Here is a 17,936-nt window from a genome sequence, read left to right on the forward strand (position 1 = left end):
CCGGGTCTCCGAATAACAACTGAAAAATGAGAACATACCAATTAGTGTTTAACACGCGATCGCCGTATTTGTCTCGATTAAGGCCTTACAGACTTCGGGCGCTTTTATCGTTCTTTGTTTAATTTTCCCAAAGACTGGAGCGAGCGCATCCCTCAACAGGCACCATATATACATAAAATTTGAGTATTTACACTTACCTCCTGTTTTTTGCTTCCTTGATAGAAAAAAAACTTATTTTCCCCAAAAGTAATATCAACGCCAATTTGTCTGTTTTATAATACACAACCAGAATTTAGAGATGCACTACGGGTTGGTTAGATAGGAGCTACTCCCTAGTAGACTGTTGTTCATGGTTTATTGTTCATTGTTCATGGCGATGAAACCGGAAACAGAAACTATGAATACAAGTCTAAAACTCAACTCTTAGGCAAAGCCCTTGTTATACGATCTCGTCTTTAAAACCCATTGTCTGGCATTGGCAACCTAGCTTGTGCCTCAATATGCCGATGCCCGCTATCTAGATGATACTGCGCTTCGCCTCTCGGAACCAAGTGACATCGGAAAGCTACTCACAAGTTATTAATAATTAATTTTGATAAAACCTACGAGAGGATTCGTCTTTCTAGAGTTAGAAACTTTTTTAGAAATAGGCATATATTATTATTTTAATAATATATAATTTATTTGTTAAAAAGCCTTAGATAGCAGCATCGAATGCTATTCTACCAGGGGCTGCCAATTGTAGTAAACGCCGCCCAAAAATAGGGGTGTGTTAGCTGTTGGGTTCCCTGCTTTGCTAAAGACGGCGGGAGGGGCATAGACGCCTCAGAAGTACGCAGTTGACCTCCCTCTAAACGTACTTGTCCCTTAAGCATTGCTACTTGCGTCCGTCGCAAAGCTTCTGCTTTAATAGGGGCTTTTTTCAATTGTTGATAGAAGTCTGACATTAGTCCCAACGTTCCCTCATCGCTGACGTACCAAAGACTAGCCAAGGCTGTTTTCACCCCTGCAGCAATCGACAACCCCGCAAAGCCTAACTCTGCCTCTTCATCGCCCAGTGCTGAACGACAGGCACTTAGCACCAATAACTCGACTAGCGGGTCGTTCCAACCTAGTTGTCGTAACTGGTCTAGTTTTAACTGCGTATCTGACAGTTGAATATAGGAATTGTTGGGTTTTCCAGGCTTAAATTCACCGTGAGTTGCTAAGTGAATGATTCCAAAAGGCTGCTTTGCGCGTTGTGCTTTAAGGTTATCTAGCGTAAAGCCTTGGTTGAGGAAAGACTTACCAGGCCACAACTGCTCTGTGATAATAGATAACTCTACAGGGACGGCGGGTAAGGGGTTCTGGTTAGCAAATTGCGAGGCTCCCATACCCAAAACTTGAGCTTTTTTGATATCAACAAAACGAGTATCGGTAAGGCTGAGACTGGGCATTAGACCAACGCTGTATTTTTCTATTACAAACTGTTTGCCATCATGAAGAGCAGCAATAGGGAGACTGCGTAGGCCAGAGTCCATGATAAACACCAGATTGTTTATGCTTCGCGCTTGTAAATCTGTTTCTAGAGGTGCGAGCAACCATTGATAAAGTTGTTTGCTGCTAGTTAGGTAGCGATTCGTTCTGGTGGAGTTAGTAATTTGTGAGCGGAATTGCTGGGCGCTTTTGATGACTTGCTCGCGCGTCGCACCACTTAGGCGCTTACGCACTGGTTGCCCCTTTGCTGTCACCATTATCAGTTCCAGCTGGTCTGTATCCGATTTGGGAATAGGGATTTGAGATTTGGGATTTTCTGAAGGTTTACCCGAATTTTCAGCCAGTTGTGTTAACGCAGATCCTTGAGAATTAAAGCTCCAAAGTATATCTCGTCCCGCGCTAACAGTATTCTCCTTAACTGCCGCTGCTGGTGGAACTGTTGAAGGTACAAAAGCTACATAGATAAGCGCGGGTTTAACACCAGTTGCCTTCTCAATTTGGCTGAGAATCTCGCGGGTTTCTGCTAGAGATTTAATCGGAGTATCCGCCGGCTGCCCAAAATATAGTTCAAACTGGCGCGTGAATGGCTCATCAAACGTGGCGCTAACAGAGTCAATTTCAGCAAAAGGTACGGTATCAATTGATAGTTTTTGTGCGCCTGTCTCTTGCGGTGGCTTATCCCGCAATGATGGAGTTGGTGTTGGCGTTGGTATTACAGTTGGTGTTGGTGATGGACTGGGTGATGGACTGGGTGATGGACTGGGTGATGGACTGGGTGATGGGCTGGGTGATGGACTGGGTGATGGACTGGGTGATGGACTGGTTGATGGGCTGGGTGATGGACTAGGTGATGGGCTAGGTGATGGACTAGGTGATGGGCTAGGTGATGCGGTGACAATCAATGTCACCTGTTGCGACGCTGAAAATGAAGCGCGATCGCTCGCTTTGAGCGTGAAAGCATTAATTGCACCACTCACCCCTGCTGGCGGAGTATAAACTAAATTATCACCAGGAGATATAGTTGTTCCCGCCGTTACTGGAACCCCATTTATTGTCAGCGTTCCTCCAGGCGCGATCGCATCAATAACTATAATTGTATTATCAGCGTTTGTATCTGAAGCACTAGGATTTAAATCTGTATAAGTAAAGCTAAATGGCTGATCTTGTTGAGCGCCTGCTAGTGACGAACTAGCTGGTAGTGTTGCTGGAGTATTAAATGAATTTATGGTAATTCCAGCAGGAGTACCGCTAGCAGTTCCGTCATTTGGAAGTACTGCAAATGTTCCGGATGAAAACGTAGTGCCATTAATATTAATAGCTCCTGCTAGGCCATTAATACTTGCATCACCCACAATAAATGGAGCGTTGTTTGGCCCACCATCATGCTCAATCGTAACTGTTCCAAGTATGACAGTTGTAGTTGCATCTGTAGCAGTTGCTATTGGTTGGATATCAATTGTATTTCCCGAACCTGTGCCTTGAACTGTTCCTTTGGCGCTAATTAATACATTGCCGCCTGTAGCCTGGGATCCGGCGGTAAACGACTGAGCTGTGCTTCCAGCATCAATGGCAATAAAGTTAATGTTACCGCCATTATTTAAGGTTTTTAGGGTTACGTTGCCACCCGTAGCTGAGATAAGACCATCAGAAGAACCTGATCCTGATGCCCTAGAAGAAATTTCTCCTTGTACTTTGATACTACCCCCAGCAGTTAGATTAACTTCACCACCTGTTGTGTTAAAAGATTGATTTCCGTTAGCAGACGAATTGATTCCGTCTGTAGTAATGTCACCAACAGCAGTGAATAAAATATTGCCTCCATTAGTAAAATTAGTAAAATCAAAAGTATTAGCATTAGCATCAACTATTTGGGTGGTGATGCTTGCTTTAGAGTCAAGCACGATATCGCCGCCGCTGTAACCAGAGCCTATTAAATCGTTAGTAATAATAGCTCCTGCCGTGCTTGTGAGGCTAATTTTCCCCCCATTGTCACCAGCACGGCTGGTATTAATAATCCCAGCAGATATACTTGCTCCGGAAATCGTTACATTATTGCCATTACTCCGGATTGTATCTGATGAATCCATAGAAAAAGCTCCAACCTTATCGCCATCAAAGTCAGCAATAAAAGTAACCGATCTAGTTGAACCGCTAGCACTAAAGTTCAATGTGGCGTCAGTGAGCTTATTGATGGTGATATTGTTAGTCGCTTGGAGGATAACATCACCAGAGAAAATTGCGCTTTCTAGTGCTTGTTCCGAAATCGTGATCGCAGTACCGGGGAAGTCAGTAGTTAATATATCTGGAAGTGCGCTATCGCCTGTTCCCGGTCCAGCACCATCTATTATTGTGATATCGGTTGGATCTAACAGTAAGGTGCCAAACTTCCCCTTGGCAGCGCTAGTATCGACCTTACCGTTAAAATTTAAATTTTCCTTACCCGAAACCTCAACAAAACCACCGTCGCCGGAATTGCTGCCGCCTTTGGCGCTGATGTTGCCAAAAAATCCTGTAAATTTATCAGCCCAGACAATAATACGACCGCCATTACCGTTAAGCAGACTATCGACAGAAATAATAGAATCCTTACTTACGAAGGTGCGAATCGCATTCGGTACTGTCCCCTTGCCCTGATAATCGCCGCCAATCAGCACCGTCCCGCCGCCATTTGTGCCGGAAGCGTTGATATTAGCACCAAATAAACCGACCTTATAGCCTAAGACATTTACTTTGCCGCCTGTCTGACTCGATACATTCAAGTTGCCAGACAAAATATTAGTCCCTGCGTCTGTTGGCACTGCAATTCCAGAAGCAGCCAGAACCACTCCACCTTTGCCGTTGACGCTCAATCCTCCCGCACTGCTTCCACCTGTTCCCGTCAGCAATTCTGCTACTGATTTAGAATTGGGAACTTGGGACCGATCGTGGGAGATTTGACTCTGGGGGACTTCCAAACTTAGCAGGTGTCCGGGTTTGGTGATGCGTAACCACTTGCCGCCCTGTAAGGCTGCTACGGTGATATTACCTCCGGGCGCTGTCAAAGTTCCGGTATTAATAACAGTGCCGCCCAGGAGATTTGCGTTATATCCCTCTTTCACAACTAAGTTACCAGAGTTGATAATAGCTCCAGGCTGGATTGAGTTGAAGGTGAAGATGCTGGGCGTTCCGTTTAAGGCGGCGAAGTTATTTTGCCCAAAGGCGTTAAACCAATTATTGTTACCAAAACCAATGCGATCGCTTGTGCTAGCTGTAAAATCAGCGGGTACGTTGAGGCGGGCATTAGTGCCAAATATTAAGCCCGCTGGGTTCATCAAATACAAATTAGAATTGCCGCCCGTAACCTGAATTAAGCCGTTAATAATCGAGGCATCGCCGCCGTTGATCCGCCCCAGGATATTTTTGATGTCAGGGTTAGAAAGAAAGTTGGCTATCTGATTTTGGTCTAAGCCAAATTTGGTAAAGCTGTGGAAGAGATTGGTTTTATCGCTCGAAAGGCTGCCGCCAGTGATATTCAACTGGTTGCCATTCTCATTAATAACGGTGTTTGTGCCGTCATCTGCTCGAATAATATTTTGTGCTAAGGCAAAGTTTGGAGAAAAGCAAACGGCGATAGGCAAGAAGCAAGAGGCAAGGGGTGGTAAGAAAAACTTTTGAGTGATGCACTTTTTACAGGCTTTTTTTAGAAATGCGAAGACAGAATTACTAAAAGCTTTTGCCTGACTTATAGGAGTTATTTTGACTATGTACTGGAAGGGAGAATAGCTAAAAATTTGCAGTTCTACTTGGAAGCGATCGCTCAATCCTCGGCGCTGGATTGCCCTCGCAATGGCTTTAGCAGAGTCTTCAGCCTGTTTTTGGGTGTTTTGTCGGGAGGAAGTTTGTGCGTGTTGGCGGTAGTAATAAAGTGGTTTTTTGACGTGCCCCACTGATGTGACTTCAGAAAGCCGCAAGCATATATCGTAGTCTTCAGCGTAGGCGATTTCCTCGTCAATTCCTCCCACTTGGTCGAACACATCGCGGCGGATCAGCCGGAAATGAAAAGTAATTAAGTCCAAGAGCAACCTATCTTTGGAATAGGGAATGTGACAGCGTTTGCCGTAGCCTTTAATCTTGCCTGTTTCTTCCATATCCAAGTAGTCGGTATAAACTAAACCGACTTCTGGCTGGGTATCTAAAATGGCTGCTGTTTCTTTAAGGGCTGCTGGTGCTAACAAATCGTCGCTGTCTACCCAGCCAAGGTATTTCCCGGTTGTTTGTGCGATCGCTGCTTTCAATGCACCAACACGCCCTTGATGCTTTGCTGCTACTACTCGCACGCGGCGATCGCTTTTTGCGTAGGAGTTAGCGATCGCCAGCGAGTCATCTGTAGAACCGTCATCCCAAACTAACAGCTCAAAGTCGCCTCTAGTTTGTGATAAAACGCTGGCGATCGCGTCGCCCAAGTAACGCTCTCGGTTATAAGTGGTTATGACTATAGAAATTGTTGCTGCCATGACCTTCTCTCTGCGTGTTAGTATAATTTACTACTTTCCTTTCTCAACTTTTTAAGCGATCGCGACCCCATTTTAAATATTAAAGTTTAGAAAGAAAATGGCAACAAATATTACAAACCTGCACTTGTGCTGCGGTAAAAATATTTTGCAAGGCTGGATTAATCTAGATATAGTTGCTCGTGATGGCGTAGATATTATTCCGATTTAGATGATTATCAAAAGACTAGCTTACCTTTTGAAGATAATGGCATTGATGAATTTTTGGCAAGTCATGTTATTGAACATTTACATAAACCTCTTCCTTTTATGGAAGAAATTCATAGAATTGCCAAACCCAATGCCAAGGCTGTATTTAGACTTCCCTATGGTTCCAGCGACGATGCCTTTGAAGATCCCACCCATGTTAAGCAATATTTTTTAAAATCATTTGGATTTTTTTCACAACCTTTCTACTTTAAAGCCGACTATGGCTATAGAGGCGATTGGTTAACTGAAAAAATTATTTTGCTAGTAGACGCTAATATACACCAAGGTAAAACAGCCGAGCAAATTATGTTTGAGGTTAATACATACAGAAATATAGTTATAGAAATGCTTGTTGAGCTTAAAGCAATAAACCCTATAAAATACCGCAAAAAAGAATTAATAATTGAGCCGCGCATTGAAATAAATTCCCTATAAAACAACCCTCAATTTATCTTCATTAGCTAGCTATACTAAAAAAAATTGAATTATTTGGCGCTGCGTATCGCTACGACAGATAGAGATCGCTGGGTATTTTTTAACACAAATATAAACTGATATAGCAATCCTATTTGAGTTGTCAGATGCCAGGAGTTCACATCCCCGACTTCTTGGAGAAGTCGGGGATGTCGCCTTCACGAAATTTACGACTATTATATGTGCCTTATGGTATATCCTGTGTAAAGCAGACCGAGCGTAATTTTAACTTTTTCAACCTTTCAACCGAAGCTGATGGCTACTTTAAAAGAATTTTTGGAAGCTTGCGAGAACCTGGGAACGCTGCGTCTAATTGTGACAAGCAGTGCAGCAGTTCTAGAAGTGCGCGGAAGAGTAACAAAGCTGTTTTATGCAGAGTTGCCCAAGGGCAAGTACGCTAATATGCACGCAGACGTTTTTGAATTTCACCTAAATATGGATGCAATTTCGCGGGTGAAGTTTGAAACGGGTGAAGCGAAACGAGGCAATTTCACCACATATGCGATTCGCTTTCTGGATGAGAAAGAGGAACCAGCATTAAGTGCATTTTTGCAGTGGGGTAAGCCTGGTGAATACGAACCGGGTCAAGTGGAAGCTTGGGAGGCGCTAAGAGAAAAATACGGTGAAGTTTGGGAACCAGAAACAGTTGAATTATGAATTTTAGTAGGGCGGGCAATGCCCACCAATTGCCTATGCGGTGGGCATTGCCCACCCTACTGCTATTGATTGATTGGTAATGGTTATTGTGAGAGCAATTTTAAGTTTGTGTTTGGCGTTGCTGCTGTTGGCTGGTGAGGCGCAAGCGGGGCAACTGGCTAACCGTTTGACGCAGTTTTCCGCTTGGGAAGGTAAGCCGCCAGTGCAGGTGGCTGAGGGGGATTTAATTTATCCAGACTGGATGGAAGGCACTTGGAATGTTACTAGCACGTTGGTTGATTTGGTTGCGCCGCTAGCACCAGAAGTGGTGACGCCTGGGTTTGAAAGCAATAGACGACATCTAAATCAGCCTGTTAGCTTCCAGGTAAGATTTGAAGCAGCTAGCCCAAATAATTCTCACTACTCAATTTGGCATTTTCAACCCACAATACAAAATGAAAAATCTAAAAGTGCTGGAAAAGTAGTGGCAGATCGGGTGTTTAATGGGTTGAATATAGCGAGGGCATATTTAGGCGATCGCGCTATTAAATCTGTCAAAGTAGATCCTAATTCTCCTAATCGGCAGATTACCTCATTAACAAGCGCTCGCCAGTTAGTTTCTGTCATTACTGGTAGGGCAAGTGAGACACCAGCCCCAGATAATTTTGTTGCCACAGAAGTCGCACAACAAGTTTTTCGCCAGCCGCCTCAAATTTATTTCAATACAGTAGAAACGACAACAGATTATCAACGGCTTGATTCTTCTATTGAGGCCGATCAAGTGACAGCAGTTTATTTATCGCCTCAAGAGCCTGATTATTTTAAAGCTGTTGAGCGACCAGTCGCACTCTATCGCTATAAATTGGAATTAGTTCCAGCGCAATAGAAGCGATCGCATGCATCTTTCACACTAATAGCGATCGCCCCGCCGTCTCGCAAAAATCGATTGTCACTTGGGTTTTTTGTTGTTTGTTGCGGCTGGGCTACCTGACAGTTGCCTAGCACTACCTGCGATTAGTTTAAACGAATTTAGAAACTTGTCACCACCATCAGCAAAACCTTCCTCCGAATCTGCCACCACGAATACTCTATACAGGCGTTCATTCACCCAATAAATCCTAGCTTTGATGACTCCATCAGCACCTTCGATTTCGACTTCTTTGCCCAAATAGCCATTTAGGGTAATAGGGCGATCGCCCCTTAATTTGCTGTTCTTCACAAAGTCATCGCGCCAAGCATTTAAAAGCGTATTAATTTGAGCGGGAGTTAACTGGGGTGGTAAATTCGGAAACTCCTCATAGTTAATCCCATATACCCCTGATTCGTCTTCTAGTACCAAAACGTACAGCTGAGAATCACCTAAATTTTTCTCCGCGATCGCAGCTTCTTTCCGTGCAACAGGTGTACCGGGCAACAAGACACTAAACCCCCCCTCCTTGGGAGAGAATTCCTTCCATATCCCTGCCTCAGATGCTAAAGCACCTGAGATTTTTAGGTTAGCAAGCGGCATCTGGAAGACAGAACTAAGCGACAGCATCAGTGTTGTAGCAATAAGGCTGAGTAACTTCAGACGCAGGTGCATATATACCGCCTCACAAACAAATTAGAAGGTTGCTTGCTTAATGTAGCCCTAGTTCTTAGATTTTGAAAAGTCTGTATCCAACAATACGAAAAACCGTGCAAATGAGGGTTGCACGGTTTCTGGTCTAAGGAGTCTTATCTTAAACATCATCCTAAACGCAGTTGATCTTATAAAGATGCTGGTAACAGTTTTTGTAACTAGACAAACCCCTAAGCAGCCTAAAACTCACCCCCAAAAGTCTAAAGTGCGATCAAGCATGAAATTCAACATAGCGCTTCAACTCACGCGCCATTCGCCTTATTCCCTGCTGCTCATCTTGCCGAATCCAAGGGAGGAAAACGCGGCTGAGTAATCCTGAATAATTGTCCTTGTGAATATACTTAGTCCGATTAACGCCAATTTCTTGCAGCTCAAATACATACTCATTGCGATATCCAGAAATAGCCGCAACCCAACTAAGACACACCCCAGGCTGTACCAAAGTTACCAAAGGCTGAAATTCTGTCTCCTCCTCACCAGGAAGACGCCTTAGAGAAAGTACAACTTCTTGCCCCTGCTTAAAAGGCGCAGAGGGATCTCGGTCATATAAAAATGTATTCCAGTGCTTCCAGTGTTCTTTTTGGAACAAAACCTGCCAAACCCTTTGTTTAGAAGCATTTATTTCAATTTCTGCATACAAACTCGCCATCGTGGGGCTGCTCAAACTGGTGTAACTGAGTACAATTGCTAAGTTGTGGCTCCTTTAGGCTAGGTGTAAGTTTAAATTTTAGATTTGGCATTTTAAATTCAATCTAAGATCTAAAATCTAAAATCCAAAATCGAGACAGCATGGTAGAACTTACACCCAACTCTAGCTTCAGTTTAACGATTCGCTTGCAAGTCCCCAACCGCGCCGGGATGTTGGCAAACGTCACGCAGGCGATCGCTGCCCTTGGTGGCAATCTCGGTCAAATCAGCCTGATCGAGCAAACTCGTCAAATTTCCCTCCGCGACATCACTGTAGACGCTGCCAGTAGCGAACACGCCGAGAAAATTGTCCAAGTGGTCAGGTCGCTACCAGATGTCAATATTATCAATGTCTACGATCGCACTTTCAACCTGCACCGCAGCGGCAAAATTGCCATTACAAGTAAAATTCCCCTGAAAAATCAGGCGGATTTGGCAATGGCCTATACCCCCGGCGTTGGTCGCATCTGTAGGGCGATCGCTGAAGATCCAGAACAAGTCTACAGCCTTACCATCAAACAAAACACCGTCGCCATTGTCACAGATGGCAGCGCCGTCCTGGGACTGGGCAACTTGGGTGCAGCCGCCTCGCTGCCAGTTATGGAAGGCAAAGCTATGTTATTCAAAGAATTTGCCGGGATTGACGCCTTCCCCATTTGTCTGGACACCCAAGACACAGAAGCAATTATCCAGACAGTGAAGAACATCGCCCCAGTCTTTGGCGGCGTCAACCTGGAAGATATAGCAGCCCCCCGCTGTTTCGAGATAGAAGCGCGGCTGCGAAAAGAATTAGATATCCCAGTCTTTCACGACGACCAACACGGCACAGCCATAGTCAGCCTAGCGGCTTTGATCAACTCGCTCAAGTTGGTGAAAAAATCAATGGAGGATATCCGCATTGTAATTAACGGTGCGGGTGCAGCCGGAGTAGCGATCGCTCGCCTGTTGCGTAAAGCTGGCGCAAAACACATCTCTATGTGCGACTCTAAAGGCATTCTCGCCATCAGTCGCTCTGACTTAAACGAAGAAAAGCGCGAATTTGCTGTAGAAGCCAGCGGCAACTTAGCAGACGCTATGCAGGGAGCAGATGTATTTTTAGGCGTTAGCGCACCTGGAGTCGTCACGCCGGAAATGGTGCGTTCTATGGCAAAAGCTCCGATTGTGATGGCTATGGCTAATCCCATTCCTGAAATTCAGCCGGAGTTAGTCACAGAATATGTTGCTGTTATGGCAACCGGACGCAGCGACTACCCTAATCAAATCAACAACGTTCTCGCCTTCCCTGGTGTATTTCGCGGTGCTTTGGACTGTCGAGCCTCTACGATTACTACCACAATGTATTTAGAAGCCGCAAACGCGATCGCTTCCCTGATCAAACCCTCCGATTTGCACCGCGAGTATATCGTCCCATCTGTATTCGATCCCCGCGTAGTGACAGCAGTCGCCGGAGCCGTACAAGCCGCCGCCCGTCAAGAAGGCATCGCCCAACGCTAACGGTAGTTAAAAGTTTTGTAGGGTGGGCACTGCCCACCAAAGCATTACCCTAGCCCTTTTTTTAGGCTGTTTATTACTGTTGATCGCCCAGATTTGTGCAAATTTTGAACATTTGTCCGAAAAATCATAATTTTTATAGATTGTCCACGCCTGCCCACCTTACTGCTAAAGATAGACCCTTTACGTCACAAGAATAGGAACAATAAAGGGCATTAGTGCGTTTTTTACCAATAAATAATGACTTTTAGTTTTTTTGACATATTCTGGGTTCTTCTCTTGCTGTCTTCGTTCTTGCCTGGATTGCAACAACGCCAGGTAGCATCTAGAAGAGTTCAAGCTTTAAGAGAATTTGAGCGATCGCGCAATAGTCGCGCAATTTTGCTCATCCACCGCCAAGAATCAATCAACTTTCTCGGAATTCCCATATCCCGCTACATCAGCATCGAAGACTCAGAACAGGTACTACGTGCAATTCGCCTCACACCGCCCGATGTACCCATTGACTTAATTCTCCATACCCCCGGCGGCTTGGTTTTAGCAACCGAGCAGATTGGCAGGGCGCTAATTCGCCACCCCGCTAAAGTCACCGTTTTTGTGCCCCACTATGCCATGAGCGGCGGCACAATGTTAGCACTCGCAGCCGATGAAATTGTCATGGATGCCAACGCCGTTTTAGGCCCCGTCGATCCCCAACTGGGAAATATGGCAGCAGCCAGCATCCTCAAAGTCGTCGAACAAAAGCCTATTAGTGAAATTGACGACCAAACGCTAATTATGGCAGACCTGTCGCGCAAAGCCATTGACCAAGTGCAGCGGTTTGTGCGGACTCTCCTGAAAGACAGTATCCCCAAACAAAAAATCGCTCCAGAAAATATCGAGCGAATTGTCGAAGCCATCACGACCGGGCGCGTCACCCACGACTATCCCATCATGGTGGAAGAAGCGACGGAATTGGGTCTGCCCGTTACTGTGGGCTTGCCCAACTCCATCTACGATCTGATGGAGTTGTACCCACAGCCCCAGGGCGGGCGTCCGAGCGTACAGTACATTCCCATGCCCTACGAACCCCGCCCCGCTTTACCCGAACCCAAGGGAAGACCCCTGCCCGAACAAGCTCGGTTGTAAAAATTTGAACCTGGTTTAACCTATGGGTTGGGACTTGTTGTAGGTGATGGGCTGGGACTCATTTCAGGCGATGGACTTGGAGTTGCTTCGGGTGTCATCTCTGGACTTGGCTCCGGCGATGGGCTGGTGTCTGGTGTAGGAGTATTAAGACGCTGTTGAGCTGGTGGGGTTGAAGTTGAGGGAGCCGCGTTCGTATTAATTCCCAACGCTCTTTTTGCCTCTACATCCAGTCTCTGACGGACTGGCAAGGTGGCAACGCCCGTTTCTTGCAGGTTGTATTGCTTCTGGAACTGCCTGACGGCTGATTCAGTTCGCGGGCCATAAAACTGGTTGCGGGGTAAGCGAGGATTCGGCTTAACCACGACGTTCAAGCTGCCCTGAAGATTTTTTGTCAAATCTGCTGCTAAATTTTGGGTTTGGGCATTAGCTGTGCCATCAGTTGGTAGTTTGTAGCCCTGCTGAAACTGGCGGACAGCCTGTTTAGATGAAGCATCCGTGAGAGTATCTCCGGGGGTGACGTTATACCCAAAGCCGCGTAAGAAGCCGCGAAACTCGCTTGGGGTGTAATCCCGGTTGCGCACGGCTAAAGCAACTTGGTAGCTAACTACGCTTGCTGTTAAACCCAACGTAACAACAGCGATTGTCGTTTTTCCAAATCTAGACCACATAATTCAAACTCCTCACTGGACTATTTAGCAAAATAGTCGAAACAGCTACATTTTAGGATGGCGCAAGGGTTCTTGGGGTGTTTCTAGGACATTATTCTTTTTTTTAGGCTGTATTTAGCCTAATTACAGAAAGGAACCCCCACTTGCCCTGCTTTCATCCTCCCTCATATGGTTGTCAAGCAACAAAAAACTTATTTTTGTTGGCTTAAGATTCAGTACCCCTTTGATTGCATCGGGTGAGGGAAAATCAACAACCGTTAATTATGGAAGTATTGGCTAATTTGCGTCTGTCTAAGGGGATACGTTTGCACATATGGCGTCGCTATCAAAGTGTTTTAAATTAATCTATACTTAAACTGCGATCGCTATTTTTTTGTTATTTTCTATACTAACTGTCACTATATTTACGCCTTGCAAAGTCATAACTCGAAGCTGTTTTTGAATGCAAGCTAACACTTAAGAAAAAAAGTGTAAAAATAATAATGTTAAAAATTATACAATAAAATAGGCGCGAAAATACCGGACATAGATTATATGCCAGAAACAAACGCTCGCAACTCGGTCGTGTCAACTGGAAAGCTTGCTAAAAACAAACCATCCCGCCGTCAGTTGTGGTTTGAAAGAGTGATGGCGCTTCTAGCACTGACAAACTTGGGGGTGGTGCTATTTGACTTGAGCTATATAGCTTGGAGGGATTTATACTTCCGGGAGGCTCGCGTTCTAACAGAAGTGTATGACCCGGTTAAGGGTATTGAAGAGCATAGAGATACACAAAGATATTTGAAAACGGTAGAGCAACTTAAAGCTCAGGTGCAGCAGACGGGTTTGCAGTCACCAGAGGTGGAAGCTTTACTGAAGGAATTGCAAGGCTTGAGCGTGGAAATGGTTGAAACCAATCCGTTTGCACAAGCGAATAAGACAGGGACGTTGGAAAAAATCAAAAATCGGATGCGCTATCGGATGCGCAACGAATCTGCCAAACAATCTTTCACAACCTTCTGGAGTCAGCCCTATTTAGCCCAACAAGGCTGGCAAAAAGAAATTAAATTTTACGATAGTAAAATTCAGCCTTTGATAGCAGCTAATTATTTCCGCCCAATTTGGGAAAACGGCGAGCCTATCGATTATTTTTTCTGGCAGATTGACATTTGGTTTTTCAGCCTATTTGCCGTCGAATTTCTGCTGCGTACTTACATCCTCCACAGGCGTCACGGTGGTATTAGCTGGCTAGAAGCTATGCTGTGGCGGTGGTATGACATTTTACTGCTATTACCTATCTTCCGGTGGCTGCGTGCGATCCCGGTTGTTATACGCCTCCATCAAGCAGAATTCTTAAACCTCGACACAGTAAGAACCCAATTTAACAGGGGGTTCGTAGCCAATTTTGCTGGAGAATTAGCGGAAATAGTGGTTATCCGGGTGATTAACCAGGTACAGGGATCGATTCAGAGAGGAGAATTTGTCCGGTGGCTGACACAACGGGATCAAAAAGACTACGTTGACATCAACAATATCAACGAAGTCGAAGCGATCGCCAAGTTGATGATGAACCTGACAGTCCACCAAGTCATGCCTAAAATAATGCCCGACGTGGAAGCTCTCCTGCGACACAACATTGAGAAAATTCTCAACCAGTCTCCCGTCTACCAAGGACTCCAGAACGTTCCAGGATTGGGACACTTACCCACTCAGATGACAGAGCGACTTGTGGCAGAAATTTCCCAAGGAGCCTACAACACTCTAATTGCCGCCCTAGAAGACGATCCCGTTGGCGACGAAATATTCAGGCGGTTGGTGCAACACTTCAGCGAAGCCGTCGGATCTGAAGTGCAGAGACAGCATACACTGCCAAAACTCCAGTCTTTACTTACTGATTTTCTGGAGGAAATTAAAATAAATTACGTCGAGCGCTTGTCTGAAGAAGATTTAGAGCAAATATTAGAACAAACAAGAAGTATCCGCCAAATTGTCAAGCGTTAAACCCAATTGGGTAGGGACTCGCCACTAAGGTACCGATTGCGTTAAACTCAAAACAGAGACGAATCAACCCAGATTCGTCACAGAGCTTCTTGTAAAAAATTTTGCAGGGAGCTTCTTTAAGCTCGGGTATTTGCGGTAAAAGTAAAAACGGGCGCGGCTTAATTGTAAGGCGCGTTCGCTGAGTTTTACAAGCATCTGGTTTGCATTTCCAGGACAACTAGCTATACTGGGTTTTGAGCAAAAATGTCTGAAAACCAAGCCAATAGGCGCTTTTTCAAACAGCGTTTGGCTAGACCCGGTAGAGCTTGTGCAGAGAAATGTCTGCTGAAGATTTCTATTGAAGCAGGAAGTAAGCAGAAATATCTAGGGAGAAAGTTCCACTAACTGCCAGATAGTTCATAAGTCTTATAGAGCAGCTTGGTAACAAGCAAAGAGTGCAGGAGCGCACGTTCCTACGCTCAACCAAATGGCATCGGCACTGCCTCCGGTAAAAGTTAGCGAGGAAAGCTGCAAAATTACTGAGACAGTACAGTAAAGCTTTGGTGGGTTACTGCCCACTTTTTTTTTGGAGTTCTGTTTTGTTGGGAATATTGAATGACTCACCCCCTAATTCCACAAATAATTGATTTAGCGACACCAGTGGCAGAAGAACTGGGATTGGAAGTGGTCGGGGCAGTATTTCACACTAACCAACGCCCGCCAGTGCTGCGCGTAGACATCCGCAACCTCAACTCAGACACTGGTCTGAATGACTGCGAACGGATGAGTCGGGCAATGGAGGCAGCGTTAGATGCGTCAGATATCATACCCGATGCTTACGTGTTGGAGATTTCAAGTCCTGGTATATCGAGGCAGTTGACGACAGATAGGGAGTTTATATCCTTCAAGGGATTTCCCGCGATAGTTAGCACATCACAACCCTTTGAGGGCAAGCAAGAGTGGAGCGGTCAGCTCGTGGGCCGGGATGAGCAAGCCGTTTACCTAAATCAAAAGGGAAGAGCGATCGCAATTCCCCGAACTCTGATTGCCAGGGTACAACTGGACGACCGCCGCTAGTAAATTTTGGATGCAGGGATTTGGATTTTAGATTCAAGTCCATTATCTAAAATCTAAAATCTAAAATTCACGGAGTTTTGCTTATGTCAATAGTTAAGTTGCCTGGGCTTAAAGACCTGATCGACAATATCAGCCGAGAGCGCAACTTACCGCGCCACGCAGTACAATCCGCCCTCAAAGAAGCGCTTTTGAAAGGATACGAGCGCTATCGCCGCGCTCAACGTCTCGACCGCTTCCATTTTGAAGAAGAATACTTCGACAACTTTGAAGTCGATCTTGATGTCGAAGAAGAAGGGTTCCGCATCTTGGCCACCAAAATTATTGTCGAAGAAGTCGGGGATACCGACCATCAAATTTCACTTGAAGATGTCCAAAAAGTTACCGATGAGGCTCAACTGGGCGACTCGGTTGTACTGGATGTAACGCCAGACCAAGGAGAATTTGGTCGTATGGCAGCAATTCAGACCAAGCAGGTGCTAGCGCAAAAATTGCGAGACCAGCAGCGCAAACTTGTGCAAGAGGAATTTCAGGACTTAGAAGGAACAGTGCTACAAGCACGGGTGCTGCGGTTTGAGAGACAATCAGCGATCGTTGCTGTTAGTAGTAACTTCGGTCAGCCAGAGGTAGAAGCCGAACTTCCTAAGCGCGAACAGCTCCCCAATGACAACTATCGCATCAGCGCTACATTTAAAGTCTTTCTCAAAAAAGTGCGCGAAGGCCCCCATCGCGGCCCCCAGCTAGTCGTTTCCAGAGGCGCCGCAGGTTTGGTAGTTTATCTATTTGCCAACGAAGTACCAGAAATTGAGGACGAAGTAGTTAGGATTGTGGCTGTAGCGCGGGAAGCCAATCCCCCCTCTCGTCATGTTGGCCCCCGGACGAAAATAGCTGTTGATACACTGGAGCGAGATGTAGATCCAGTTGGCGCTTGTATCGGCGCTCGCGGCTCCCGCATTCAAGTAGTTGTTAATGAATTGCGGGGTGAAAAAATAGACGTTATTCGCTGGTCGCCTGACCCAGCTACCTACATCGCTAACGCCCTCAGCCCCGCCCGCGTGGATGAAGTTCGTCTAATTAATCCCGAAGGGCGTCAAGCTCATGTATTAGTTGCAGAAGACCAGTTGAGTTTGGCGATCGGTAAAGAAGGGCAGAACGTGCGTCTGGCAGCCCGCCTGACTGGTTGGAAAATCGACATCAAAGATATTGCCAAGTACGACTACGCCGCCGAAAGCGCCAAAATCCAAGAGGTACAACAAGCTGCCATAGCAGACGAAAATGAGGATGAGGACGCTTTGGAAAACTCATTACCAGTAATGGAGGATTTTGAGGCAGAGTATGAGGAGGAAGAGGCTGAAGTATGAAGCAAGAATTCTTAATTTTATATATAAAATTAAGAATTCTTAAAAAGTCACAGCGGCGGTCGGCATAACTTTGACAGTTGAGGATATCCTTCCGATTTTCTATGCAACCTAACTATCGGCGATGTGTAAGTTGCCGCAAAGTGGCACCAAAACAGTCTTTTTGGCGTATTGTCAGAGTCTATCCATCTAGACAGCTACAATTAGACCAAGGGATGGGGCGCTCTGCTTACCTTTGTCCCCAGGCGAACTGTTTAGGAGCGGCTAGGAAAAAGAATCGGTTGGGAAACACGCTAAAAGCCCCGGTTCCAGAAGAACTGTATCAAAGCTTATGGCAGCGTCTAGCCGAGAAGCAAGACGGTGGATGTGAAAGCGGAGGGGAAACCTTCCGCCTTGCGTCAGACGCCACCCACGTCAAACAATCGTTAAAATCAAAATAAAGATGTAAATTTAAATTGTTCTCATGGAGGCTAGTCAGTGTCAAAATAGAAATCAAGCCATTGTTAAAGCAACGTCAGGCAGAGAGTCGGGAAAACCGCCCCAGTTTTTTAAAGATTTGTGCCAGATTAGAGAAGAAGTGTTTTGCGCTTCTAGGGGCAGCCAGCTGGCTTGCTGTGAATAGGCC

Annotated in this window: 12 protein-coding genes and 1 pseudogene; 9 read left to right on the forward strand and 4 right to left on the reverse strand. The window is 45.6% G+C overall.

The features are described from left to right. Nucleotides 1-722: 722 nt before the first annotated feature. A complete protein-coding gene (locus H6F77_RS21610; protein WP_190490977.1) occupies nucleotides 723-5,969 on the reverse strand; it encodes a CHAT domain-containing protein in 5,247 nt (1,748 codons plus the stop codon). Between the two features lie 234 nt (nucleotides 5,970-6,203). On the opposite strand from H6F77_RS21610, the pseudogene H6F77_RS21615 reads away from it, so the two are divergent. The 3 genes and pseudogenes from H6F77_RS21615 to H6F77_RS21625 all read left to right on the forward strand — a co-directional run. After that, nucleotides 6,204-6,650: pseudogene (locus H6F77_RS21615) on the forward strand (methyltransferase domain-containing protein); the annotation flags it as partial. A 294-nt stretch (nucleotides 6,651-6,944) separates the two neighbouring features. Then, nucleotides 6,945-7,346, forward strand: a complete 402-nt coding sequence (locus H6F77_RS21620; RefSeq protein WP_190490978.1) for a ChuX/HutX family heme-like substrate-binding protein — start codon at nucleotides 6,945-6,947, stop codon at nucleotides 7,344-7,346. Between the two features lie 79 nt (nucleotides 7,347-7,425). Continuing rightward, nucleotides 7,426-8,211 carry a DUF6816 family protein gene (locus H6F77_RS21625; protein WP_190490979.1) on the forward strand — a complete coding sequence of 262 codons (786 nt, stop codon included), beginning with the start codon at nucleotides 7,426-7,428 and terminating at the stop codon, nucleotides 8,209-8,211. Between the two features lie 63 nt (nucleotides 8,212-8,274). On the opposite strand, the gene H6F77_RS21630 is transcribed toward H6F77_RS21625, so the two are convergent. Together H6F77_RS21630 and H6F77_RS21635 are read right to left on the reverse strand one after the other, a co-directional pair. Then, complete coding sequence (locus H6F77_RS21630; protein ID WP_190490980.1) at nucleotides 8,275-8,907, reverse strand: hypothetical protein; 633 nt, start codon at nucleotides 8,905-8,907, stop codon at nucleotides 8,275-8,277. 250 nt (nucleotides 8,908-9,157) lie between these two features. After that, nucleotides 9,158-9,595, reverse strand: a complete 438-nt coding sequence (locus H6F77_RS21635; RefSeq protein ID WP_190490981.1) for an SRPBCC domain-containing protein — start codon at nucleotides 9,593-9,595, stop codon at nucleotides 9,158-9,160. A gap of 140 nt (nucleotides 9,596-9,735) precedes the next feature. Here H6F77_RS21635 and H6F77_RS21640 point away from each other — a divergent pair, with 140 nt between their 5' ends. Together H6F77_RS21640 and H6F77_RS21645 are read left to right on the forward strand one after the other, a co-directional pair. Beyond that, nucleotides 9,736-11,127: a malic enzyme-like NAD(P)-binding protein gene (locus H6F77_RS21640; protein ID WP_190490982.1), complete on the forward strand. Its 1,392-nt coding sequence runs from the start codon at nucleotides 9,736-9,738 to the stop codon at nucleotides 11,125-11,127. Nucleotides 11,128-11,364: 237 nt separating this feature from the next. After that, nucleotides 11,365-12,252 (forward strand): SDH family Clp fold serine proteinase, encoded by an 888-nt coding sequence (locus H6F77_RS21645; protein ID WP_190490983.1) that lies wholly within the window; start codon nucleotides 11,365-11,367, stop codon nucleotides 12,250-12,252. A 20-nt stretch (nucleotides 12,253-12,272) separates the two neighbouring features. Here H6F77_RS21645 and H6F77_RS21650 read toward each other — a convergent pair whose 3' ends face one another. Continuing rightward, complete coding sequence (locus tag H6F77_RS21650; RefSeq protein ID WP_190490984.1) at nucleotides 12,273-12,920, reverse strand: peptidoglycan-binding domain-containing protein; 648 nt, start codon at nucleotides 12,918-12,920, stop codon at nucleotides 12,273-12,275. Between the two features lie 534 nt (nucleotides 12,921-13,454). Here H6F77_RS21650 and H6F77_RS21655 point away from each other — a divergent pair. The 4 genes from H6F77_RS21655 (at nucleotide 13,455) to H6F77_RS21675 (ending at nucleotide 17,751) form a co-directional block, all read left to right on the forward strand. Next, nucleotides 13,455-14,900, forward strand: a complete 1,446-nt coding sequence (locus tag H6F77_RS21655; RefSeq protein WP_309228898.1) for a hypothetical protein — start codon at nucleotides 13,455-13,457, stop codon at nucleotides 14,898-14,900. Between the two features lie 594 nt (nucleotides 14,901-15,494). Beyond that, entirely contained in the window at nucleotides 15,495-15,956 is a 462-nt protein-coding gene (gene rimP / locus H6F77_RS21665; RefSeq protein WP_190490986.1) for a ribosome maturation factor RimP, read from the forward strand. An 83-nt stretch (nucleotides 15,957-16,039) separates the two neighbouring features. Beyond that, nucleotides 16,040-17,314: a transcription termination factor NusA gene (gene nusA, locus H6F77_RS21670; protein ID WP_190490987.1), complete on the forward strand. Its 1,275-nt coding sequence runs from the start codon at nucleotides 16,040-16,042 to the stop codon at nucleotides 17,312-17,314. 101 nt (nucleotides 17,315-17,415) lie between these two features. Beyond that, the gene (locus H6F77_RS21675) at nucleotides 17,416-17,751 is read left to right on the forward strand and encodes a YlxR family protein (protein ID WP_190490988.1); all 336 of its coding nucleotides are present in this window, start codon (nucleotides 17,416-17,418) and stop codon (nucleotides 17,749-17,751) included. The last annotated feature ends 185 nt before the right edge of the window (nucleotides 17,752-17,936 follow it).

The sequence above is a fragment of the Microcoleus sp. FACHB-831 genome (genome assembly GCF_014695585.1).
In the GTDB taxonomy this organism is placed as follows: domain Bacteria; phylum Cyanobacteriota; class Cyanobacteriia; order Cyanobacteriales; family FACHB-T130; genus FACHB-831.